This is a genomic window from Roseateles sp. L2-2 (genome assembly GCF_050613215.1).
Taxonomy (GTDB): domain Bacteria; phylum Pseudomonadota; class Gammaproteobacteria; order Burkholderiales; family Burkholderiaceae_C; genus Roseateles; species Roseateles noduli.
Window position 1 is genome coordinate 2,998,437 of record NZ_CP192509.1, and the last position, 21,016, is coordinate 3,019,452.

Consider the following 21,016-nt stretch of genomic DNA (forward strand, 5'->3'; position numbering starts at 1 on the left):
GGGCTCATGGGTCAGGCGTCATCGTCGGCGAGCGTCTGGGCCAGCAGCGCCGCGCTGCCGAAGGTCCGCTCGAAGTGATAGGGATCGACGCGCCCCTGGGCGACGTCGTACAGCACATGCCCCCACGCGTCCTTGCCGTCCATGTCGGGGTCGGTGAACGGCGCCGTGCGGCGCCGGCGCCAGTGGCGTCGCGCTTCGGCGTCCCGACCCTGCCGGAGCAGGTCCAGCAGACGCAGGTCCGGCACGATCACCTCGGCGCCGACCTTGACGCCGGCCGTGCCGTCATGGGTGTCGTGCGGCGGTCGGGCGGTTCCGACGTCTGGAACGGCCCCCGGGGGAGCGCCCATGACGACGCCGTCGAAGGAAGGGGGCAGGGTGTCGGCGGGCATGCTGTCCCCGTAGTCGATCCCGGGGCGCCGGCAGTGCGTGCAGCCGTGCGCGCTGGCGCAGCAAATCTTGTCCGGATCGAGGCCGAACCCCGCCTGGAACACCTGCAACGCGTCGGCACCCAGGACGGCGGTGGCGGGACGCTTGCAGTGCTCGCAGTTGATGGGCATCAACACCTGGTAGACCATCGCGGAGAGGAACTCCGGATCGCAGAGGTCCTCGCGGGCCAGCCCCAGCAGGCGCGAGGAGAGCCGGCCCACGATCCCCAGCGCGGAGGTCGCGTGCACCGTCGACAGGATCTTGTGGCCGGTCTGGATGGCGGCCTGCGCCATCGATGCGGAGAGCGCGTCGCGGATCTCGCCGAACAGGCCGACGTCGGGATCCATCCGCAGGAAGGCCAGCATCGCGCCGTGGAAGGGGTCGGCGCCCCCGGACGCGCCGCGCTGGATCGAGAGGTGGCTGACGCCGGGCGTCTCGTACTCGACCGGGTCCTCGATGGTGAAGAGCTTGCGCGAGCCGTCGCGCGCCAGCATGGTCATCATCGCGTTGAGGGTCGTGGTCTTGCCCGAGCCCGTCACGCCGGCGACGAACACGCCGCCCCAGGCCGAGGCCAGCGCTTCGCGCAGGCGGTCGGCCTGCCAGGGCGTGAAGCCCAGCGGCTCCAGGGCGGCGGGACGCGGGCGTTGCCCGCCGCTGCTGTCGCCGCCCTGGCCTGACGCGCGCAGCAGCCGGATCACCACGTCCATGCCGCCGACCGCGGGGTGGCTCTGGTAGCGCAGGGTCAGCCTGGCCCCGGGCAGGTCCAGCGGAATCATCGCCGCCTGCGGTACCGCGCCGTTGAAGGCGACCTCGGAGCGCGATCGTTCCTCGGCCAGCATGGTGTACGCGGCCGAAAGTCCGTCGATGGCGGTGCGCGCCGGGTGGCGGCCCAGTTCGCGCATGCGGCCGTCCAGCCGCACGCGGGCGACCGCCACCGCGCCGCGCAGTTCGACGTGGAGATCGCTGGCGCCGGCCAGGCGGCAGCGCTGCACGATGGCGCGGAACCATTCCAGCGGTGAGGAGCCGGCCACCATCGCGTCGATGTCGCGGGCCGTCTCCGCCGCCCGGCGTTCGTCGGCGGTCGCCTCGGACAGCTCTTCCGCCATGGCCCGGAGCGCATCGGCGCGGGCGAGCAGCGCCGTGAACACCTCGGGCGCGGCGGTCAGGTGGCCGGCGTAGTTCAGCCCCCTGGCCTTGCCGGCCTGGACGAGGCGGTACCAGTCGGGCCGGTGCACCTCGTCCGGTGCCGACACGACGAGGAAGCGGTTGGCGCCCAACGCGAGGGCCGCCAGCCGGTCCTGCTTGTGGCGGGCGACGGGCAGCCCGTCGGCGGAGGGCGCGTCGAGCCGGCCGTCCGCGGGGACGCTCAGCACGCGCTCGAACGGCGGCAGCCCCGCGGGGGCGTCGATGTGGCGGCTCAAGGGATGGACGGAGCGACGGAAGGGGCGGCATGCGTCGACGGGCCGGAAGTGCCGGGCCGGGCCGGAACGGCCGGCATCGGCAAGGCCGCGGCGCGCCGGACGGCGGCGTCGGCATCGCCCTCGCTGCCGCCGTCGCCGCTGCCCTCGTCATCGGCGCGCGCATGGCCGGCATCGATGTCCTCGCCTCGGTCCGTCGGCGCCGCGACGGCGCTTCCGGTCGCGTTGGCCGCGTTGGTCGATGGCGGCCCGGGCCTGCCGAAACGATAACTCGCCGTCGAGGCGCCTCTTCCCGGCGGCGGCAGCACGAGGCGACGCGGCGACACGCCGACCGCCGCGATCCGCTCGATGTGCAGTCCGTCCGGCGTCGGTCCGACGACACGCCACGGCCCGATCCGCGCCGCCGGCCCGGACGAGGCGTCGACCGCATGCACACGCCCGTCGAGCAGCACTTCGGCCCGCCAGCGTCCGCCTGCCGCCGTGAGCGACCAGAGTCGGGGCGGCGCGCCGGCGCTGCGGTCCCGTGCAGGCAGGCGGCCCGCCGACGCACCGGGCGGCAGCGGCGTGCCCGCCAGACGCGCCGTGGCCTCGCCGAGTTCCGCCGCCTTGTTGCGACGGGCGATGTCCACGAGCGCGCGCAGCGTCACTGCCGGCGCAGTGCCGTCCGCCTGCGGCCCGGCATTGCCGGGGGGCGGCGTCTCGGCATGGTCGGCATGGCCGGCATGCGCCGTCGACAGGCCGGCGAGCAGCCACAGTCCCAGCCAGGCCGGGCACGGCGCCGGTCGAGGCGGGCGACGGTCAGTAGCGCGTGCCATGCGCGCCGTGGGCAAAGAGGGATCCGGAGAGCTCATAACTGATCTGGGAGTCGGCGAAGTTCAAGGTGAGGGTCTCCACGACGACGTACGGCGGTATCTCCACCAGCGGCAGCGACCAGGCGCCGCCCTTCAGCCGCCAGGCCATGCGAAGGACGCTCTGGGGAACCGCGCTCGTGCCGGTGGGTGCCGCGTCCGCCAGAGAGGGCGCGCGCGCCGTTCCGATGACGGCGCCGTCAGGCGCCGCGGCTGCCGTGCCGCCTGCCGTGCCGCCTGCAGTACCGCCGACCGCAGCCGGGGCCTCCAGGGGAACGCCGGGTTGCAACGTGGCCTGCGCCCCGCCTGCGGTGACCAGGTCCTGCAGGTGGCTGCCCCAGACGTTGACGGCCAGGCGCAGCGGCGGCAGCCGCGCGGCGCTGAGCGCCTCCCCGGGCCTGAGCGGCAGTTCGAGCGTGTCCACCAGCGCAGTGCGCATGGACGCGGCGAGGAGATCACCGTCGGCGGCCAGGTCGGGCGGCATCGACGGCGGTCCGATCGCGCCGGACGGCAAGGCGTCCAGCGTCTCGAGGCTGCCGTGATGCCGCGCCCAGGTGGCCACGCATCCCAGCATCCGGTCGCAGTCGACCTGCTGCAGCGTCCATCCGCCGCGGCTCACCGGCAAGGCGGTGATGGCTGCGCGCCAACGGTCCAGCGGCGTCGCACCCGGTCGCCCCGCCCGCTCGAGCCGGCCGGCCAGTTGCCGCATCCGCTCGGCACCGGCCTGTGCGCGCGACGCCGCCGCCGCGGCGCTCTGGCGCGCGGCGGCGATCATGTCGCGCTCGAGCGCGCGTTCGTGCCGCCACCAGAGCGTGAACCCGGCCGCCAGGCCCAGCACGACCAGGCCGGCGGAGAGCCCGGCCGGCCACCGCGCGGGCAGCAGCGGTCGCAACCGCGTGTCGCCGTCGGGTTGCCCGAACAGCAGATCCGGCGCCAGCACCTCGCCGATCCGATCCCGCTCGGGCAGGTGACCGGCGATGCGGATCTCCTGGTCCGGATGCATCTCGCGGAACTCCTGGAGCACGGCCAGCGCCGTGTCGAGGTCGGGCAGGAGCCGATCGAAACCCGGCACCGGCCGCCGCTCCATCAGGCCGACGAAGGCCACCGGCGCCGGCGCATCGCCCGGACCGGTCGCGGCGATCAGGCAAGCCTCCGCGCCGCGCTCGGCGAATCGCGCCACCAGCAGTGCCACGCCGGCATGCACGGGACGCAGGGGCCGACCGCCGCCGTCGATCGTCCGCGCCAGGCCGACCAGGCTGCCGTCCGGCAGCCGGGCGACGAACCGGTGACCGGCGGCGCGCGCCTGACGCAGCTCCGGTCCCGGGTCCCCGGACCGGGTCACCGGATGCCATTCCAGTCCGAAGGCGAGCCGCACGCCGCCGACCTCGATCACCCGGGCCGCGCCGTTCTCCCGGGCCCCGTGGATCGTGGCGCCCTGCACCGGGGGCTCGGGCGACGCCCCCGGCTCGCCGGCGCCGGCCGTCGATGTCGATCGGCCGCCCATCACGGCTCCGCCAGCCGCGGCGTGATCAGCACGACGGTGCCTTGTTGCGCGCGCTGACCGCGGCGCGCCAGCGGGAGCAGGCCGCGCACCACGTCCGCGTCGTCGAGCTGGGTCTGCTGGCGCTCGAAGCCGGCCAGCACCAGCGTGCGGCCGGCGGGCACGCTGACGCGCTGCAGGGTGCTGAAGCTCATCGTCTCCGGCAGCTGCACCGATTGCTCCATCGCGCCGCCGCCGCTGGTGAAGACGCGGAGCTGACGCAGTTCGCTGATCTGCAGCGCGGTCTGGAGCAGCACGAGGTGGGAGTCCAGGATCACCGGCAGCACCGTCAGGCCGAGCCCGGTCGTGAGCTTGCCGGTCTCCAGCGCGCCGGGGGAGGTCAGGCCGATGGTCGTGTTCACCGTCGGCGCCGTCGAGCGCTGCACATAGGACCGCGTCTGCAGCGCGCCGACCGGCACCGGCATGCGGTTCGTCGTGGCGACCACGCTGGAGTAGGCGGTCGACACGCTGCCGTACTCCTGCAGCGCCTGGGCGATCCACTTGCTGGGCGCGGCGCGCGACGCGGACGGTCCGAGCACGAAACTCATCGACGCGGACGTGCCGCCGCCCAGCGGGCCGAGCGCGGACGGCGCGGTGACGCGCAGGCGGTTGGCCGGGGCAAGCCCGCCCAGCACGAGTTCCCAGTTGATGCCGTTGCTGAACTCGTCGGAGAAGCTCACCTGCAGCACCTCGATCTCCAGCACGACCTGGCGCAGCAGGTTGGCGTTGAGGGCGTCCAGGTAGGCCTGCACGCGCTCGACGTTGGCGAGCGCGTCCGTCACGGTGACCAGGCCGGCGCGAGGATCCACCTGCAGCGACGCGACCGGGGAGAGCATCGGCTTGAGCGCGTCGGGCAGTCCGGCCCAGTAGTCGCTCTGCGAGCTGCCGTCGATCTTGGCGGCGCCCGCGCCGGCACCTTCCGCGCCGCCGAGCACGTCGAACGCCGCGCTCGCGTCCAGTCCGCCGGGCAAGGCCTTGACCGGCATCGCGCGGGTGACCACGCGGGAGAACACGATGCGTCCGCCGGTGTGGCGCCACTGCAGGCCGGCGTGCGCCGCTATGCGGTCCAGCAGCGGGCGCAAGGGGCCCGCATGATCGAGCTCCACGGTGTTCTGGTGTTCCGCGGCGGAGACGTCGAGCCGGAGCGCTCCCGCCCGGCCGGCCCGGCGCAGCGCGGTCGTCTCCTCGGGCGCGGCGGTCGATCCGTCGAAGGCGGGGCGCGCCGCGGGACCGGGCGCATAGTCCGCGGCGCTGTGCAGCGCGTCCGGCGTCATGATCACCGGCAGGCCGATCGTGCGCGACAACAGTTCCGCCACCGCGGCCAGCGGCAGCCGGCCCGGCACGTGCAGGCGGACGTCGCCCAGGTGCGCGGGCAGCCGTTCGTCGCGGTGCAGCGGGATGGACCGGCTCGCGAAACGCGGTGCCGGGTCGTGCACCACCAGCGGCGGCGGCGGCGCGGCGGTGCGCAACCGGGACTGCAGCGCCGCGGTGCGGTCGATCAGGCCCTGCTGGACCGCCTGGGACTGCCGCGCGGCGGGCACGGCGCAACCGCCGAGCGCGGCGCACGCGGCCACGGCGAGCGCGAGGCGTCGCGGCGGCGTCCGCCGAAGATCTCGCAGGACGAACACGCCGCTCACTGACGCGCTCCGTCGGGCAGGTAGCGCCCGATGCGCACCACGCGGGTGTCGGCCTGGACGCGGGCCTGCAAAGGGAAGTCGGTGTCGCGCAGCGCGGCCATCGCCTGGTTCAGCGCGTCCAGGAAGGTGCCGCGCAGGGTGACCTCGGCATCGATGGGGAAGTCGCGTTCCACCTCCCAGACGAGTTGCCAACCCGCCTCGCGCGTCCAGCGCTGGAGCGCCTGATGGACGGTGCCGTCGGCGCGGGTGAAGGACCACGCGGTCGCGCCGTCGGATGCGGGCGGCGCCCGGTCGGGGACCGTCGACGGCGCCGCTGTCGCCGCTGTCGACGCTGTCGCAGCAACCCAGGCCAGCATGTACGCGGACAGCAATCTTGACAGGAACATCGATCCGGGCGCTCAGGACATCAGGGCGTGGATGGTGACCACGTCGGCGGTCGTCGTGCATGCGTCGGTGAGCTCGGACACGCTGATCGGCGCAGGGCTGCCGGGCGTCTTCACGATCTTGGTGGTGGGCTTGGAGAGCAGCGTTTCAGTCGTCTCGTCGCCGACCCAGAGGCCTTCGGCCACGAGCGCAAGTCCGCGCGCGATGCTGGCGCATTGCGCCCTGGGAATGCCGGCGTAGCTCAGCGTGAACCCCGTGCCGCTCTTCACGCTCCCGAAGTCGTGGCCGAATCCTGCCGCGAAGATGCTTCCGCCGAACTCGTGCTGCACGGTGACCGCGTTGCCGGTGCCGCTCACCGTCTCCGGCCGGAAGGCGCCCAGGGCGTTCGCCTGCGCGGTGGTCAGCGTGGCGAAGCTCATCCCGCCCGTGCTGCTGCCGTAGCCGGCCAGGTTGGCCCGGATCTGCGGTGCCTGGCGCAGCAGGGCGGACCGGTCCATCTGGCTGTTGAGGCTGCGCAGTCCCATCAGCACGATCACCATCACGACGATGATCACGCCGACCCCGATCAGCAATTCCAGCAGCGTGACGCCGCGTTGCGGACGGGCGCCGTGGCGGCGATGCCGGGGACGGCGCGCCGAGGCGGGGAGGACGGCGTGTCGCGGTGCCGGGAGGGATGCGCGGCGGGATGTGTTGACGGTCATGGAACAGACCTCCTTTCCAGGGAGTTCGAGAAGACAAGGGTGCCGGCTGTGACCGGCGGCGGCTCAGTGGGGGTGGGCCACAATGCGCGCATGACTCCCTCGAGGTCCCATCCCGTGCCGACTGCCGTGCCGACATCCGATCCGACTCCCGTGTCCTCCCTCAGCGCCGAACAGGCCGCCGCGCGCGCCGCCGAACTCCGCGAGCTGCTGCATCACCACGCCCACCTGTACTACGTGCTGGACGCGCCGTCGCTGCCCGACGCCGAGTACGACAAGCGGTTCCAGGAACTCCAGGCGATCGAGGCCGCGTTCCCGAAGCTGCTGAGTCCGGACTCGCCGACGCAGCGCGTGGGCGGGCAGGTGCTGGACGGCTTCGAGACGGTGAGGCACGTGGTGCCGATGCTGTCGATCCGCACCGAGACCGACACCGAGGCCAGCGGCGCGGAGAACTTCGACGCGCGCGTGCGCCGTGAGCTGGACCTGGGCGAGAACGCCGCGCCGGTCGAGTACGCGGCCGAGCTGAAGTTCGACGGCCTGGCGATCAGCCTCCGCTACGAGCACGGCGTGCTGGTGCAGGCCGCCACGCGGGGCAACGGCGAGACGGGCGAGGACGTGACGCAGAACGTGCGCACGATCAAGCAGATCCCGCTGAAGCTGAAGGGCGAGGGCGCGAAGGCGGCGGTGCTGGAAGTGCGCGGCGAGGCCTACATGCGGCGCGACGATTTCGAGGCGCTGAACGAGCGTCAGCGCGCCGCCAACGAGAAGACCTTCGTCAATCCGCGCAACACGGCCGCGGGCGCGATCCGGCAACTGGATCCAGCGCTGGTGCGCCAGCGGCCGCTGAGCTTCTTCGCCTACGGCATCGGCGACACGCAGGGGTGGGAGATTCCGGCCACGCATGGCGCGATGCTGGACGCGCTGCAGAGCTACGGGCTGCCGGTCAACGAGGATCGCGCGGTGGTGCGTGGCGCCGACGGCCTGGTGGCGTTCCACCGCACGATCGGCGAGAAGCGCGACGCGCTGCCCTTCGACATCGACGGCGTCGTCTACAAGGTCAACAACCGCGAGCTGCAGCGGCGGCTGGGTTTCGTCTCGCGCGAGCCGCGCTGGGCGGTGGCGCACAAGTACCCGGCGCAGGAGCAGGTCACGCGGCTGGACCGCATCGACATCCAGGTCGGCCGCACCGGCAAGCTGACGCCGGTGGCCAAGCTGGAACCGGTCTTCGTCGGCGGCACGACGGTGAGCAACGCGACGCTGCACAACCTCTTCGAGATGCGCCGCAAGGGCATCCGCGTCGGGGACCAGGTCATCATCCGACGCGCCGGGGATGTGATCCCGGAGGTCGTCGGCAAGGTCGATGCGCCGCGCTCGGCGTACGTGTCCAACTTCCGCTTCAAGAAGGACGGTGCGCCGGCCACCTGCCCGGTATGCGGCAGCAAGGCGGAGCGGGAGAAGGGCGGGACGGAATATCGATGCACCGGCGGCATCTTCTGCCCGGCGCAGCGCAAGCAGGCGCTGCTGCACTTCGCCGGTCGGCGGGCGATGGACATCGAGGGGCTGGGGGACAAGCTCGTCGACCAGCTCGTGGATGGCGGCATCGTCGCCAGCCTGCCGGGGCTCTACAAGCTCGGCGTGGCCAAGCTCACCGCGCTGGAGCGCATGGGCGACCGGAGCGCGCTGAACCTCGTCGACGCGCTGGAGAAGAGCAAGCACACGACGCTGGCGCGCTTCCTGTTCGCGCTGGGCATCCGGCAGGTCGGGGAGACCACGGCCAAGGACCTGGCGAAGCACTTCGGCAACCTGGACGCGCTGATGGGCGCGAGCGAGGAACAGCTGCTCGCGGTGAAGGACGTCGGGCCTATCGTCGCGAAGAGCATTGCGGCGTTCTTCGCCGAGGCGCACAACCGCGAGGTCGTCGAGCAGCTGATCGCGGCGGGCGTCACCTTCCCGCAATCGGAAGGCGCCGCCGCGGCGCCGGCCGGACCGCAACCGCTGGCGGGAAAGACGCTGGTGCTGACCGGCACGCTGCCGACGCTGTCGCGCGACGAGGCCAAGGAACTGATCGAGGCCGCCGGCGGCAAGGTCAGCGGCTCGGTGTCCAAGAAGACCAGCTACGTGATCGCGGGCGAGGAGGCGGGCTCCAAGCTCGACAAGGCGCGCGAACTGGGCGTCACGGTCCTCGATGAGGAAGGCCTGCAGGCGCTGCTGGCCGCACCGCCGGACGTCGTCGACGCCGGCTGACTGCACAGGCCGCTGGCCCTCACCCCCGCCCTCTCCCGCGGTGCGGGAGAGGGGGCCACCCCAGTGCTCCTGCGCGAAAGGCTCGCTCTTACTCCTGTGCGAATGGCTCGCTCTTACTCCTGTGCGAATGGCTCGCTCTTACCGCTGCTCCGAGTGGCTCGGTGCATTCTCACTCCCTCTCCCGCTTGCGGGAGAGGGCGGGGGTGAGGGCCAGCGGCGGTGGCAGTACTGAAGCCCTTAGCGCTCAGGCCGCTGCGGTCTTTCGCCGGATCACCATCGCCATGACCGCCGCCAGCAGGCAGGCCGCGCCGGCGACATACAGCGCCGGGGCGTAGCTCAGCAGCAGGCTGCGGCTCAGTCCCGCGCCGTACGCCGCCACCGCCGCGCCGATCTGGTGACCCGCGAAGATCCACCCGAACACCATCCCGACCTTCGCCGCACCGAAGCGCTCCGCCGTCAGACGCACCGTCGGAGGCACCGTCGCGATCCAGTCCAGGCCGTAGAACACCGCGAACAGCGACAGCCCGTACAAGGTGAACTCCGCGTTCGGCAGCCACAGCAGCGACAGCCCGCGCAGCGCGTAGTACCAGCACAGCAGCTTGCGGGTGTCGTAGCGGTCGCTGAGCCAGCCCGACAGGATGGTGCCGATGAAGTCGAAGATCCCCATCATCGCCAGCACTGAAGCCGCCGGCACCGCCGCCAGGCCGTAGTCGCCGCACAGCGAGATGAAGTGGGTCTGCACCAGACCGTTGGTCGACAACCCGCAGATGAAGAAGGTGCCGAAGAGCAGCCAGAAGGTCGGCTGCGTCGACGCTTCACGCAGCGCGGTGAACGGCGTGAGCCAGCCCACCTTCGCTGCGGGCGCGGCAGGCGCCGCGGCGGCGGCCGGATCGGCGCCGTAAGGCGCGAGGCCCACGTCCGACGGCCGGTCGCGCATGAACAGCAGCACCAGGCTCATCACCGCCAGGCACATCACGGCCAGCGGCAGCAGCGGTGCGCGCCAGCCCCAGCGCTCGATCATCCAGGCGGCGATCGGCAGGCAGATCAACTGACCCGTCGCGGCGCTCGCCGTCAGGATGCCCATGATCAGGCCCTTGCGCGTCGCGAACCAGCGGTTGGACACGATCGCGCCGAGTACCAGCGCCGTCATCCCGCTGCCCAGGCCGAGCACCACGCCCCACAGCACCACCAGATGCCACAGCTGCGTGACGAGCCCCGCCAGCAGCATCCCGCCGCCGACCAGCCCCAGCGCCACGCTGACCACGGCGCGCACGCCGAAACGCTCCATCAGCACCGCCGCGAACGGCCCCATCAACCCGAACAGCGCGAAGCGCAGTGCCAGTGCCGACGAGATCTGGCTGGTGGACCAGCCGAACTCCGTCGCCAGCGGCTGCAGCATCGCCCCGGGCAGGCCCAGCGCCGCCGACATGAACAGCATCGTCAGGAAGGTCAGCCCGGCGATCACCCAGCTGAAGTGGAGACCCCGATGGGTCATGCGTCGGGACATGGCGGCGGCAAGCATGCGGGAATCCTTCCAGGGGTGCTTGTTTTAATGATGGTCGCCATCGTATCGGGATTCCCGACACGCGCCGCAGATTTGATGATGTCCCTACTCAAAATCCGGCATCGCGCGTCGATGGGCGCTGGCGGACGAGCTTCCTACAATGGTGACCATCATGAAAGTCACCAAAGAGCAATCCGCAGCCAACCGCAAGGCGCTGGTGGACGCGGCGTCCAAGCTGTACCGCGAGCGCGGCGTGTCCGGCGTCGGGCTGGCGGAGATCTCGCGCGAGGCCGGCTTCACGCACGGCGGGTTCTACGGGCGCTTCGCGTCGAAGGAAGAGCTCGCGGCCGAGGCCTGCGACGTGGCCTTCGACGTCTCGCTGACGCGCCTGAACGCTCAGCTGGAGAAGCATGACGGCGACTATCAGCCCTTCCTCAAGCGCTACTTCGGCGCGGCGCACCGAGACGCGCCGGGCGCGGGCTGCCCCATGGCGGCGCTGGCGGTCGACGCCGCGCGCGACGGCGGTCTGCTGCGCGATGCGATGAGCGGCGGCATCGCCGCCTACCTGCGCGAACTCGCCGTGCACCGGCCCGACGGCACGGTGGTCGACGAGCCGACCGCGGAGGACGAGGCCCGCGCGATCCAGGTCCTGTCGACGATGGTCGGCGGGATGATCCTGGCCCGGGCCTGCGCCGGGTCGGCGCCGGGACTGTCGGACCGGATCCTCAAGACGTCGCTGGAGGCGACGTCGAAGGCAGCTTGAGCACGCCCACCGCCAGCGCGGTCCCGAGCAGCACGACCAGGCAGCCGACGGCCATGCCGGCGCTCAGCGTCTCGCCGAGGAAGATCCAGCCCCACAGCAGGCCGAACACCGGGATCAGGAAGGTCACCGAGATCGTGTTGGTCGGGCCGACACGCTTCATCAGCCGGAAGAACAGGATGTAGGCGATGCCGGTGCACAGCAGCGCGAGCAGCGCGACTGCGCCCCACGCATGGCCGCTGGGCAGCGCGGCCGGACGCAGCGACCAGGCCGGCGCGGCCAGCAGCAGCGCGGCCGCGAACTGGCTGCCGGTGGCCACGGCCAGCGGGCTGGCGCCGGTGAGATACCGCTTGGTGGCGCTGGCGGCGACGCCGTAGCTCAGCGCGGCGATCAGGCAGGCGACGATCGCGAAGCCGCTGCCGCCCGGCTTGAACGAGGCCTTGTCCCAGGCCAGCAGCACCACGCCGGCGAAGCCCAATGCCAGGCCCAGCATCCGCGACCCGTCCAGGCGTTGCCCGAACCAGGCCCACGCGACCAGCGCGCCCCACATCGGCGTGGTGGCGTTGAGGATGCTCGACAGCCCGGCGTTGATCGACAGCGCGGCGAAGCTGAACAGCGCGAACGGGAAGGCGCTGTTGAGCAGGCCGACCAGCAGCAGGCCCTTCCAATGGGTGCGCAGATCACCGAGGCCCTCGCGCAGGCCCAGCAGCGGCAGCAGGAACAGCGACGCGCCGGCCACGCGCACGGCGGCCGTCGCGACGGCGCCGAACTCCGGCGCGGCCACCCGCATGAACAGGAAGGAGGCGCCCCAGATGGCGGCCAGGACGAGCAGTTCGATCAGATCGCTTCGCTTCACGCGGGGGCCTCTTGGTTGTTGTCGTGCCGGTCGCTGTCGTGCCGGTCGTTGTTCTGCTTGCCGGATCCGCGCATGGCCGGTGGTCCGGGAGGAGTCTCTGTCGGCGAGGCCCGGAGCTTAGCGGGGAGGCCGCCCTCGATTGTCAGTAGGGCCTCCTTGCGGTGCAGGCCGCCGGCGTAGCCGGTCAGGCTGCCGTCGGCGCCGACGACGCGGTGGCACGGGATCAGCACCGACACCGGGTTGCGGCCCACCGCCGCGGCGACGGCGCGCACGGCCTCGGGACGGCCCAACCGCGCGGCGAGCTCGCCGTAGGTCACGGTCTCGCCCGACGGGATGCCGAGCAAGGCCTTCCACACGGCTTCCTGGAAGGCGGTGCCCGTCGGCGACATCGGCGGAAGAGCGGCCACGCGACCCGCGAAGTAGTCCTTCATCGCGGCGACGGTGTCCTTCAGCAAGACGTCGTCATCGTCGCGCGGGGCGCTGAGCACGCCCGGGTGGTACTTCTGGGCCTCGAACCACAGACCCGACAGGCCCTGGGCGTTACGCGCGATCAGCAGGCGGCCGAGCGGGGTGTCCGTCTCGGTCCAGGCGGTGTGCGTCGACTTCATGACGGGATTCCTTTGAGCGGCTTGACAGCCTTGACCTTGGGTTTGAGCGCGGCATCCCGCCAGAGTTGCAACACCGCGTAGCTGCGGTAAGGGGCGAAATGCTCGGCGGCGGCGATCAGCTCGCGCGGTCGCAAGGGGGTGCCGGCGCGTTCTTCGAGGCATTGCTTCAGGACGACGTCGCCCGGCAGGTAGGCGTCGGGCCAGCTCCAGCCGCGCATCAGCATGTAGTGCGCGGTCCAGGGACCGAGGCCGGGCAGGGCGGCCAGTTCGGCGATGGCGTCCTCCACCGTGCCTCGACCCTGGGCGAAGGCCAGTGCCGGCCACTGGCGGGCGAGGTGGATCAGCGCTTCGGCGCGGCGGCCGGGCATGCCGAGCGGAGCGACGTCGTCGACCGTCGCGGCGGCCAGCGTGGCCGGCGTCGGGAACACATGCGTGACGCCGGGCGGGGCGCCGGTGGCGTCGGGCAGCGGCTCGCCGAACTTGGCAATGAGACGCGTGGCCAGCGTGCGGGCGGCGGCGACCGTCACCTGCTGGCCGAGCACGGCGCGGATCGCGAGTTCGAAACGGTCCAGCGAGCCCGGCAGCCGCAGCCCGGCGGCGGCCGGTCCCAGCGTCTCGCCGAGCGCGGCGGCGATGGCCTGCGGATCGGCGTCGAGATCCAGCCAGCGACGCAGTCGCGGCATCAACGGCGCGATCACCGGCCACAGCGACGGGCTCAGCGACAGGCGCACGCGGGGGCGCTCGTCGCCGTCGGCGGGCAGCCGCGCCGACAGCCAGCCGAGCACGTCGGGCTGGCCCGGTCGCACGAAGCGCACGCTGCGCGACACCGTCAGCCGCTCGACATCGACCTGCTCAACGCCCGGCACCGCGCGGGCGGCGAGGAAGTTCAGCAGCGCCGAGCTCAGCAGCGGCGGGCGCAGGTCCAGGCGCAGCTCGGCGGTTTCGAGCGTGGCGCCGGCGGAGCTCGGCTCGGCTTCCGCGCCGCCCTTGCGCAGGGCGGTGGGGCTCAACCGGTAGTGCTCCTGGAAGGCGGCGTTGAAGCGGCGCAGGCTGGAGAAACCCGCCGCCAGCGCGACTTCGCCGATCGGTAGCCGCGTATCGGTCAGCAACTGCTTGGCCAGCAGCAGTCGGCGGGTCTGCAGGTACTGCAGCGGGGCGACGCCGTGCACGGTGGTGAAGACGCGGCGCACATGGCGTTCGCTGACGCCCAGGTATGCGGCGAGGGCAGGCAGCGAGGCTTCTTCCGGCGCGCATTCGTCGAGCCAGCGGGCGGCTTCGCGGGCCAGCACCTCGGCGGCGTCCATCGTGCTCCACGGACGTGCGGCGGGCGCCAGTTCGGGGCGGCATTTCAGGCAGGGGCGGAAGCGTGCCGCCTCGGCCAGCGTCGCGCTCGGGAAGAACCGGCAGTTCTCGCGCCGCGGCGCGCGCACCCGGCAGATCGGTCGGCAATAGACGCCGGTCGACGTCACGCCGACGAACCATTGGCCGTCGAAGCGCGCGTCCCGCGCCAGCAGCGCCGGGTAGCAGTGGTCGGGGTCGAGGAGGAAGTCCATGAACAGGATCATAGGAGTCGATGTCCAGGCGTTCTCGCCGTTTTCGGACATCTCCCTCCGGCCTTCCAGGCCCACCACGAGACGTGTGGAGGGAACCGGCCAGGGGCCCCTTTTCGGAAGTATTAGGAAGGAATTTGGAGGCCGGGGCGGCCGACAAAGGAGGGACTTCGCTCGGACACAAACAGTCCTGAGGACTGTTTGTGCCTAGCGAAGGCCTGTGGCCTCTGGCCACAGGCATGGAGAAAAGGGGCCCCTGGCCGGTTCCCGAGCGCTCGGCCCCACGAAGTCCCTGGCCCGGTAATTGCCCTCTCTGGGCCTCCGTGCACCGGGTTACACGGAGCCCTCATAGGCGCTGCCTACAATGCGCCCCAGTTTCGAATCTCCACCATTCCTGCAAGGAAGCACATGCAAGTTCACGCATCCATCTTCAAGGCTTACGACATCCGCGGCGTCGTGGGTACGACGCTGGACGAGGCGCTGGCCGAGGCGCTCGGCAAGGCCTTCGGTACCGAGGCGGTCAATGCCGGTGAAAAGGCGGTCGCTGTCGGTCGCGATGGTCGCCTGTCGGGTCCCTCGCTGGTGGACGCGCTGATCCGCGGTCTGAAGTCGACGGGTCTGGATGTCGTGGACATCGGCTCGGTGACGACGCCGATGTTGTACTACGTCGCCGCGACGCGCGGCAAGCATGGCTGCAACTCCGGGATCATGGTCACGGGCAGCCACAATCCGAAGGACTACAACGGCTTCAAGATGGTCCTGAAGGGTGCTGCCGTCTACGGTGAGCAGATCCAGGGCCTGAAGCGTCGCATCGAGGCCGACGACTACGTCACCGGCAACGGTCGCGTCGCCAAGATGGACGTGATCGCCGAGTACACGCATCGCATCGTGACCGACGCCAAGCTGGCGCGTCCGATGAAGATCGTGGTCGACAGCGGCAACGGCATCCCCGGCGCGACCGCCCCGGCGATCCTGCGCGCGCTGGGCTGCGAGGTGGTGGACATCTTCTCGAAGGTGGACGGCGACTTCCCCAACCACCATCCGGATCCGTCGCGTCCCGAGAACCTCGAGGACCTCAAGCGCATCGTGCACGCGACCGACGCGGAGCTGGGCCTGGCCTTCGACGGCGACGGCGACCGCCTGGGCATCGTGACCAAGGACGGCACGATGATCATGCCGGACCGCCAGATCATGCTGATCGCCGCGGACATCCTGAAGCGTCTGCCGGGCTCGGAGATCATCTTCGACGTCAAGTGCACGCAACGCCTGGCCCCTTGGATCGAGGAGCACGGCGGCAAGCCGCTGATGTGGATGACGGGCCACTCGCTGGCCAAGGCCAAGCTGAAGGAAACGGGCGCGCCGCTGGCCGGCGAGCTGTCGGGCCACATCTTCTTCGCCGAGCGCTGGTACGGCTTCGACGACGCGATGTACACCGCCGCGCGCGTGCTGGAGATCCTGTCGCGCAGCGACGATCCGAGCAAGGTCCTGCACGACCTGCCCAACAGCGTGAACACGCCGGAACTGAACGTCCCCTGCAAGGAAGGCGAGCACCACGAGGTCGTCGCCAAGCTCAAGGAGATCGCCGAGTTCCCGAACGCCAAGGACATCATCACGATCGACGGCATCCGCGTGGAGTACGACGACGGCTTCGGCCTGGTGCGCGCGTCCAACACGACGCCGGTGCTGGTGCTGCGCTTCGAAGGCCACACGCAGGAAGCGCTGGAGCGCATCCAGAAGGAAGTGCTGGCCCAGCTCAAGCGCGTGAAGCCGGACATCACCTTCACGTCCGGCCACTGATCGTCCGTTGCATCGTCCCTTGCCCGCCGATTCGTTCAAGGAGCGCCTGGCGCGCGGCGTCTTCAGCACGGTGCTGAGGCTCGCCTCGCCGGCGTACTTCCTGCGCCTGTTCCTGCGCGGACGCCAGGAGCCGCTCTACGCGGTGCATCCGGGCGAACGCTTCGGCTTCGGCGAGGCGATCGCGCCGGGTGCGGTCTGGGTGCATGCGGTGTCGCTCGGCGAGACGCGGGCGGCCGCGGCGCTGATCGAGCGGCTGCGCCAGGAGCGGCCCGGCATGCGGCTGCTGCTCACGCACACGACGGCGACCGGCCGGGAGGCCGGCCGCGCGCTGCTGCGCGAGGGCGACACGCAGCGCTGGTTGCCTTTCGACACGCCGGGCGCGGTGCGCCGATTCCTGAAGCGCACGCGGCCGGCGGTCGGCGTGCTGATGGAGACGGAGATCTGGCCTAACGTGCAGCACGAGGCGCAGAAGGCGGGCGTGCCGATGGTGCTCGCGAACGCGCGCTTGTCCGCGCGCAGCCTGCGTCGCGGCGAGAAGTTCAAGGCGCTGCTGGCACCGGCGGCGCGCAGCCTGAAGCTCGCGCTGGCGCAGACGGCCGGTGACGCGGATCGCCTGCGTCAAGCCGGCGTCGAGGACGTCCGCATCTGCGGCAATTTGAAATTCGATCTTCAGCCGGATGAGGCGCTGCTCGCGCGCGGTCGCGCCTGGCGCGCCGGACTGAATCGACCGGTGGTGATGCTGGCGGTCTCCCGCGAAGGCGAGGAGGCCGCGATGCTGGCCGCGTGGAAGGCGGCGTCGCAGGCGAGGGCGGCTGCGGGCTCACCGCTGCTGCTGATCGTGCCGCGACATCCGCAGCGTTTCGACGAGATCGCCGCGATGGTGAACGACGCGGGGCTCACGCTCGCGCGGCGCAGCGCCTTCGGCACCAGCGACATCGCCACGCCGCCCTTGAGCGCGGGCGTGGCGGACGTGTGGCTGGGCGACTCGATGCGCGAGATGGCGCTGTACTACGGCCTGACCGACGTCGCGCTGCTCGGCGGCAGCTTCGAGAAGCTGGGCGGCCAGAACCTCATCGAGACGGCCGCCTGCGGCGTGCCGCTCTTCATGGGACCGCACACCTTCAACTTCGCCGAGGCGGCGGAGCTGTCGCTGCAGGCCGGTGCTGCGCGCCGCGTCGAGACGCTGCCGCAAGGGGTGGCGCAAGCCCTGACCCTGCTCACGCAAACAGCCGAACGCGATGCGATGGCCGCAGCGGCCACGGCCTTCGCCGCGGCGCATCGCGGTGCGGCGGCGCGGATGGCCGCGCCGATTCTTCAACTCGCTACTGGTTGCTCGTCGACCTGACCTCGCCCAGGGTGGTGACGCCCTGCAGCACCTTCGCGATCCCGTCCTGGCGCAGCGTGGTCATGCCTTCGGCCATGGCCAGGTGCATGAGCTCTTCCGCCCGCCCGCCGGTCTGGATGAGGCGGCGGATGGGGCGGGTCACGATCAGCAGTTCATGCAGCCCCGCGCGGCCCTTGAAGCCGGAGTTGTCGCATTTCTCGCAGCCGGGTGCGTGGTACTGGAGCAGGTTGGGCTGGCCGTAGAGGCCCTTCCATTCGGCCAGCACCTTCTCGCGGTCCGGCCGGTTCTCGGCGGAGAACACGTGGAGGTAGTCGTCGAGCAGCTCGTTGAGCGTCGCGTCCGTCATCGGTTCCGACTTGCGGCACGACGGGCAGATGCGACGCACCAGCCGCTGCGCCAGCACCGCCAGCAGCGAGTCGGCGAAGTTGAACGGGTCCATGCCCATGTCCAGCAGCCGGGTGACCGTCTCCGGCGCGCTGTTGGTGTGCAGCGTGGAGAGCACCAGGTGACCCGTCAGCGAGGCTTCGACGGCGATCTCCGCCGTTTCCTCGTCGCGGATTTCGCCGACCATGATCACGTCCGGGTCCGCGCGCAGGAAGGCGCGCAGCGCCTTGGCGAAGGTCCAGTCGATCTTCGGGTTGACCTGCACCTGGCGCAGACCGGTCTGCGTGATTTCGACCGGGTCCTCGGCCGTCCAGATCTTGCGTTCCGGCTTGTTGATGTTGGCCAGCACCGAATGCAGCGTCGTCGTCTTGCCCGAGCCCGTCGGGCCCACGCACAGCACCATGCCGTACGGCCGCTCCGAGGCCGCCTTCAGCTCGCGCAGGTTGCGCTCCGAGAACCCCAGCTTCTCCATCGGGATCGGCTTGGCCGAGGCCAGGATCCGCATCACCACGTCTTCGAGGCTGTTGTTGGTCGGGATGGTCGCGACCCGCAGCTCGATCTTGTGGCGTTCCGAGAACTTGGCGAAATTGATCTTGCCGTCCTGCGGCTTGCGACGCTCGGAGATGTCGAGGTCGCACATGATCTTGATCCGGGCGATCAGCGCGCTGCGGTAGGTGTGCGGCAGCTCCAGGTGGGGCTGCAGCACGCCGTCCTTGCGGAAGCGGATCTTGACCTTCTCCTTGCCCGGATAGGTCTCGATGTGGATGTCCGACACGTTCTGGTTGTGCGCGTCGATGATCATCGTGTTGATCAGCCGGACCAGCGAGTTGTCGCTCTGCTCGATCTGCCGGTCCTTCTCCTCCTCGCGCGCCGACTCGCGGGCGGACTGTTCCTGGCCTTCGCGCTCCAGCGTCTCGATCAGTTTGTCGGAGCTGTCGAGCTCGAAGTCCATCGTCAGCGCGGGCAGGGCGCTGCCCAGGGCCGACACCGGCTGGTTGCCGAAGCGCTCGTAGGCGCTCGGGATCGCGAACATCAGCGAACCCAGCCGCGCCAGCGCCGGCACGACCTTGAGCTGGGTGATGAACTCGACCTCGTCGATGCAGTCGCGCCGCGTGGGATCTTCCATCGCCACGATCAGGCGGCCGTCGCGCAGCACCAGCGGCAGCACCTCCAGCCGCTTGGCCACCGAGAAGGGCAGCTTGCGCACCGAGTCCGGCTCGATCGCGAAGTTGTCGGCGTCGACCAGCGGATAACCCATCTTGCGGGCCAGCGCCGACTGCAGCTGCGCGCGGGTCACGATGCCCTTGCGCACCAGCAGCTCGCCCAGCGGGACCGAGCGGTCCTGCTTCTGCTGCGCGAGCGCCTCGTCCAGCTGCGGCTGCGTGATCAGGTCCAGCGCCAGCAGCGCCTCGCCGATGCGCACCATCGGCATCTTGGCCTGCTGCTCGATCGCCTGCATCAGCTGCTCGGCGCTGACGATGTGCGTGGCCACCAGGATGTCGCCCACGCGGCGGTCGCGCAGCTCGCGCTGCTCATCCGCGGCGGCGTCGACCTGTGCCTGCGTCGCCACTTCCTGGCGCACCAGCAGGTCGCCGATGCGCTCGCCGACCTCGAAGCTGACCAGCACCTCGCGCGGCACGAACATGCAGCGCACCCAGTCGCTGGTCTCGCTCACCGGCGGGAAGAGGAACAGGCCCAGCTCGGTCTCGTGATGGCCGATGGTCGAGCCCTTCTGTTCCTCGCCGCCCTGGTAGACCAGCTTGAAGTCGCTGCGCGGACGCTGGTCCAGCGACATCGCGTCGTTGGCCGCGGCCGGGTCGCGCGGCGGGACCTCGATCGCATGCAGCAGCTTGAGCGCCTTGAACTGCGAGAACTTCAGCGGCATCGCATTGCGCGCCGGCGGCACGACGACCTGCGCCAGCCGCTCCGACGGCACCATCAGGATGACCTTGCCGACCGTGCGACTGCCGTTCAGTCCCATGATCTCGCAGGCCTGCGGCTCGCGCTGCGGCCGCGGCCGCGGGTAGGCGGCGAAGGGCGGGGTGGGCCACTCGAACTGCGGTGCCGCGTCGGCCGGAGCGCTGCCCGGCTGGGCTGTAGGCCATTGCAGCGGCACGGACGGGTCGGTCATCTGGCGGTCTCCGCGGGAAATTTGTATCTGGACATTCTTGAGGCGGGAGATTAACCCGTTTGCAGAGTGGTCACTACCCAGATAAGCAGGTGGCATGCCCGGTTGCGCCGGCGGTCGACCGCTGCTCCTCATCGCGCCAGAGCGCTCCGGACGGCTCCGGCGCGCACACGGGGTCAGGCCTCGCGTCTAGACTGGTCGCCATGAAGAACCTTCTGGTCACGGGCTTCGACCCGTTCGGCGGCGAAGTCATCAACCCCTCGTGGGAGCTGGCGCGTTCGCTCAACGGCGAGGTGATCGCCGGCGCCCGTGTCGTGGCCGTGCAGCTGCCCTGCGTGTTCGGCGAGGCGCTGCAGCGCCTGGACGAGGCCTTGCAGCGCGTGCGGCCCGTGGTGGTGCTGGCGATCGGCCAGGCCGGAGGCCGCTGCGACCTGTCGCTGGAGCGGGTCGCCATCAACGTGGACGATGCGCGCATCCCGGACAACGCGGGCGCCCAGCCCGTGGATGAACCGATCGTGGCGGACGGGCCGGCGGCCTATTTCTCGACGCTGCCGATCAAGGCCATCGTGGCGGGCCTGCGTGCGGCCGGGTTTCCGGCGTCCGTCTCGCAGACGGCGGGGACCTTCGTCTGCAATCACCTGTTCTACGGGCTGCAGCATCGGCTGGACGGACAGGGGCTGCGCAGCGGGTTCATGCACATCCCGTATCTGCCGGAACAGGCCGCGCGCCACCCCGGCGCGCCCAGCCTGCCGCTGACCACGCTGGTCGCGGCCACGCGGCTGGCCGTGGAACTGGCCGTCACCGCGCAGGAGATCCGCGCGGGCGGCGGGCAGCTCGACTGACAGCCTGGCTGAGCGCCGGACGGACGGTGGTCGGGCGCGCGGTCTGC

General features: G+C 71.1%; 16 protein-coding genes. 5 read left to right on the plus strand and 11 right to left on the minus strand.

Features of this window, described 5'->3' with window-relative positions; translation table 11 throughout:
• Window positions 1-11 precede the first annotated feature (11 nt).
• From ACQZ13_RS13450 to ACQZ13_RS13475, 6 genes are read right to left on the minus strand one after another with little or no spacing between them, the layout of a single operon-like run.
• Complete coding sequence (locus ACQZ13_RS13450; protein WP_431052661.1) at window positions 12-1,847, minus strand: GspE/PulE family protein; 1,836 nt, start codon at window positions 1,845-1,847, stop codon at window positions 12-14.
• Window positions 1,844-2,659, minus strand: a complete 816-nt coding sequence (locus ACQZ13_RS13455; RefSeq protein WP_431052663.1) for a hypothetical protein — start codon at window positions 2,657-2,659, stop codon at window positions 1,844-1,846. The genes ACQZ13_RS13450 and ACQZ13_RS13455 overlap by 4 nt, the downstream gene beginning before the upstream one ends.
• Entirely contained in the window at window positions 2,643-4,196 is a 1,554-nt protein-coding gene (locus tag ACQZ13_RS13460; RefSeq protein WP_431052665.1) for a hypothetical protein, read from the minus strand. The genes ACQZ13_RS13455 and ACQZ13_RS13460 overlap by 17 nt, the downstream gene beginning before the upstream one ends.
• On the minus strand, window positions 4,196-5,869 hold the full coding sequence (locus tag ACQZ13_RS13465) for a hypothetical protein (protein WP_431052667.1): 1,674 nt from the start codon (window positions 5,867-5,869) through the stop codon (window positions 4,196-4,198). The genes ACQZ13_RS13460 and ACQZ13_RS13465 overlap by 1 nt, the downstream gene beginning before the upstream one ends.
• A complete protein-coding gene (locus ACQZ13_RS13470) occupies window positions 5,866-6,255 on the minus strand; it encodes a toxin co-regulated pilus biosynthesis Q family protein (RefSeq protein WP_431052669.1) in 390 nt (129 codons plus the stop codon). Before ACQZ13_RS13470 ends, ACQZ13_RS13465 begins: the two co-directional genes overlap by 4 nt.
• A 12-nt stretch (window positions 6,256-6,267) precedes the next feature.
• Window positions 6,268-6,954: a hypothetical protein gene (locus tag ACQZ13_RS13475; RefSeq protein ID WP_431052671.1), complete on the minus strand. Its 687-nt coding sequence runs from the start codon at window positions 6,952-6,954 to the stop codon at window positions 6,268-6,270.
• 90 nt (window positions 6,955-7,044) lie between these two features.
• Here ACQZ13_RS13475 and ligA point away from each other — a divergent pair, with 90 nt between their 5' ends.
• Window positions 7,045-9,195, plus strand: a complete 2,151-nt coding sequence (ligA, locus tag ACQZ13_RS13480) for an NAD-dependent DNA ligase LigA (RefSeq protein WP_431052673.1) — start codon at window positions 7,045-7,047, stop codon at window positions 9,193-9,195.
• Window positions 9,196-9,439: 244 nt separating this feature from the next.
• Here ligA and ACQZ13_RS13485 read toward each other — a convergent pair whose 3' ends face one another.
• Window positions 9,440-10,717: an MFS transporter gene (locus ACQZ13_RS13485; RefSeq protein WP_088406895.1), complete on the minus strand. Its 1,278-nt coding sequence runs from the start codon at window positions 10,715-10,717 to the stop codon at window positions 9,440-9,442.
• Between the two features lie 154 nt (window positions 10,718-10,871).
• On the opposite strand from ACQZ13_RS13485, the gene ACQZ13_RS13490 reads away from it, so the two are divergent.
• Window positions 10,872-11,462, plus strand: a complete 591-nt coding sequence (locus ACQZ13_RS13490) for a TetR/AcrR family transcriptional regulator (protein ID WP_431052675.1) — start codon at window positions 10,872-10,874, stop codon at window positions 11,460-11,462.
• On the opposite strand, the gene ACQZ13_RS13495 is transcribed toward ACQZ13_RS13490, so the two are convergent.
• The 3 genes from ACQZ13_RS13495 to ACQZ13_RS13505 are packed head-to-tail and all read right to left on the minus strand — an operon-like array spanning window position 11,425 to window position 14,476.
• Window positions 11,425-12,315 carry a DMT family transporter gene (locus ACQZ13_RS13495; RefSeq protein WP_431052677.1) on the minus strand — a complete coding sequence of 297 codons (891 nt, stop codon included), beginning with the start codon at window positions 12,313-12,315 and terminating at the stop codon, window positions 11,425-11,427. The two genes, ACQZ13_RS13490 and ACQZ13_RS13495, sit on opposite strands and share 38 nt — an antisense overlap.
• Window positions 12,312-12,923, minus strand: coding sequence for a methylated-DNA--[protein]-cysteine S-methyltransferase (locus ACQZ13_RS13500; RefSeq protein WP_431052679.1), 612 nt, complete (start codon window positions 12,921-12,923; stop codon window positions 12,312-12,314). Before ACQZ13_RS13500 ends, ACQZ13_RS13495 begins: the two co-directional genes overlap by 4 nt.
• Window positions 12,920-14,476: a DNA-3-methyladenine glycosylase 2 family protein gene (locus ACQZ13_RS13505; protein WP_431052681.1), complete on the minus strand. Its 1,557-nt coding sequence runs from the start codon at window positions 14,474-14,476 to the stop codon at window positions 12,920-12,922. Before ACQZ13_RS13505 ends, ACQZ13_RS13500 begins: the two co-directional genes overlap by 4 nt.
• Before the next feature lie 405 nt (window positions 14,477-14,881).
• On the opposite strand from ACQZ13_RS13505, the gene ACQZ13_RS13510 reads away from it, so the two are divergent.
• Entirely contained in the window at window positions 14,882-16,270 is a 1,389-nt protein-coding gene (locus ACQZ13_RS13510; protein WP_431052683.1) for a phosphomannomutase/phosphoglucomutase, read from the plus strand.
• Between the two features lie 19 nt (window positions 16,271-16,289).
• Window positions 16,290-17,615 carry a 3-deoxy-D-manno-octulosonic acid transferase gene (locus ACQZ13_RS13515; RefSeq protein ID WP_431052685.1) on the plus strand — a complete coding sequence of 442 codons (1,326 nt, stop codon included), beginning with the start codon at window positions 16,290-16,292 and terminating at the stop codon, window positions 17,613-17,615.
• Here the strand turns inward: ACQZ13_RS13515 and ACQZ13_RS13520 are convergent.
• Window positions 17,593-20,130: an ATPase, T2SS/T4P/T4SS family gene (locus ACQZ13_RS13520; RefSeq protein ID WP_431052687.1), complete on the minus strand. Its 2,538-nt coding sequence runs from the start codon at window positions 20,128-20,130 to the stop codon at window positions 17,593-17,595. The two genes, ACQZ13_RS13515 and ACQZ13_RS13520, sit on opposite strands and share 23 nt — an antisense overlap.
• 200 nt (window positions 20,131-20,330) lie before the next feature.
• Here ACQZ13_RS13520 and pcp point away from each other — a divergent pair, with 200 nt between their 5' ends.
• The gene (pcp, locus tag ACQZ13_RS13525) at window positions 20,331-20,969 is read left to right on the plus strand and encodes a pyroglutamyl-peptidase I (RefSeq protein WP_431052689.1); all 639 of its coding nucleotides are present in this window, start codon (window positions 20,331-20,333) and stop codon (window positions 20,967-20,969) included.
• Window positions 20,970-21,016: the final 47 nt, after the last annotated feature.

Bases quoted from the DNA above. Each gene is read 5' to 3' on its own strand.
- ACQZ13_RS13455 (WP_431052663.1), bottom strand. From the start codon at position 2,659: ATGGCACGCGCTACTGACCGTCGCCCGCCTCGACCGGCGCCGTGCCCG.
- ACQZ13_RS13460 (WP_431052665.1), bottom strand. From the start codon at position 4,196: ATGGGCGGCCGATCGACATCGACGGCCGGCGCCGGCGAGCCGGGGGCG.
- ACQZ13_RS13470 (WP_431052669.1), bottom strand. From the start codon at position 6,255: ATGTTCCTGTCAAGATTGCTGTCCGCGTACATGCTGGCCTGGGTTGCT.
- ACQZ13_RS13475 (WP_431052671.1), bottom strand. From the start codon at position 6,954: ATGACCGTCAACACATCCCGCCGCGCATCCCTCCCGGCACCGCGACAC.
- ligA (WP_431052673.1), top strand. From the start codon at position 7,045: ATGACTCCCTCGAGGTCCCATCCCGTGCCGACTGCCGTGCCGACATCC.
- ACQZ13_RS13485 (WP_088406895.1), bottom strand. From the start codon at position 10,717: ATGCTTGCCGCCGCCATGTCCCGACGCATGACCCATCGGGGTCTCCAC.
- ACQZ13_RS13490 (WP_431052675.1), top strand. From the start codon at position 10,872: ATGAAAGTCACCAAAGAGCAATCCGCAGCCAACCGCAAGGCGCTGGTG.
- ACQZ13_RS13500 (WP_431052679.1), bottom strand. From the start codon at position 12,923: ATGAAGTCGACGCACACCGCCTGGACCGAGACGGACACCCCGCTCGGC.
- ACQZ13_RS13505 (WP_431052681.1), bottom strand. From the start codon at position 14,476: ATGGACTTCCTCCTCGACCCCGACCACTGCTACCCGGCGCTGCTGGCG.
- ACQZ13_RS13510 (WP_431052683.1), top strand. From the start codon at position 14,882: ATGCAAGTTCACGCATCCATCTTCAAGGCTTACGACATCCGCGGCGTC.
- ACQZ13_RS13520 (WP_431052687.1), bottom strand. From the start codon at position 20,130: ATGACCGACCCGTCCGTGCCGCTGCAATGGCCTACAGCCCAGCCGGGC.
- pcp (WP_431052689.1), top strand. From the start codon at position 20,331: ATGAAGAACCTTCTGGTCACGGGCTTCGACCCGTTCGGCGGCGAAGTC.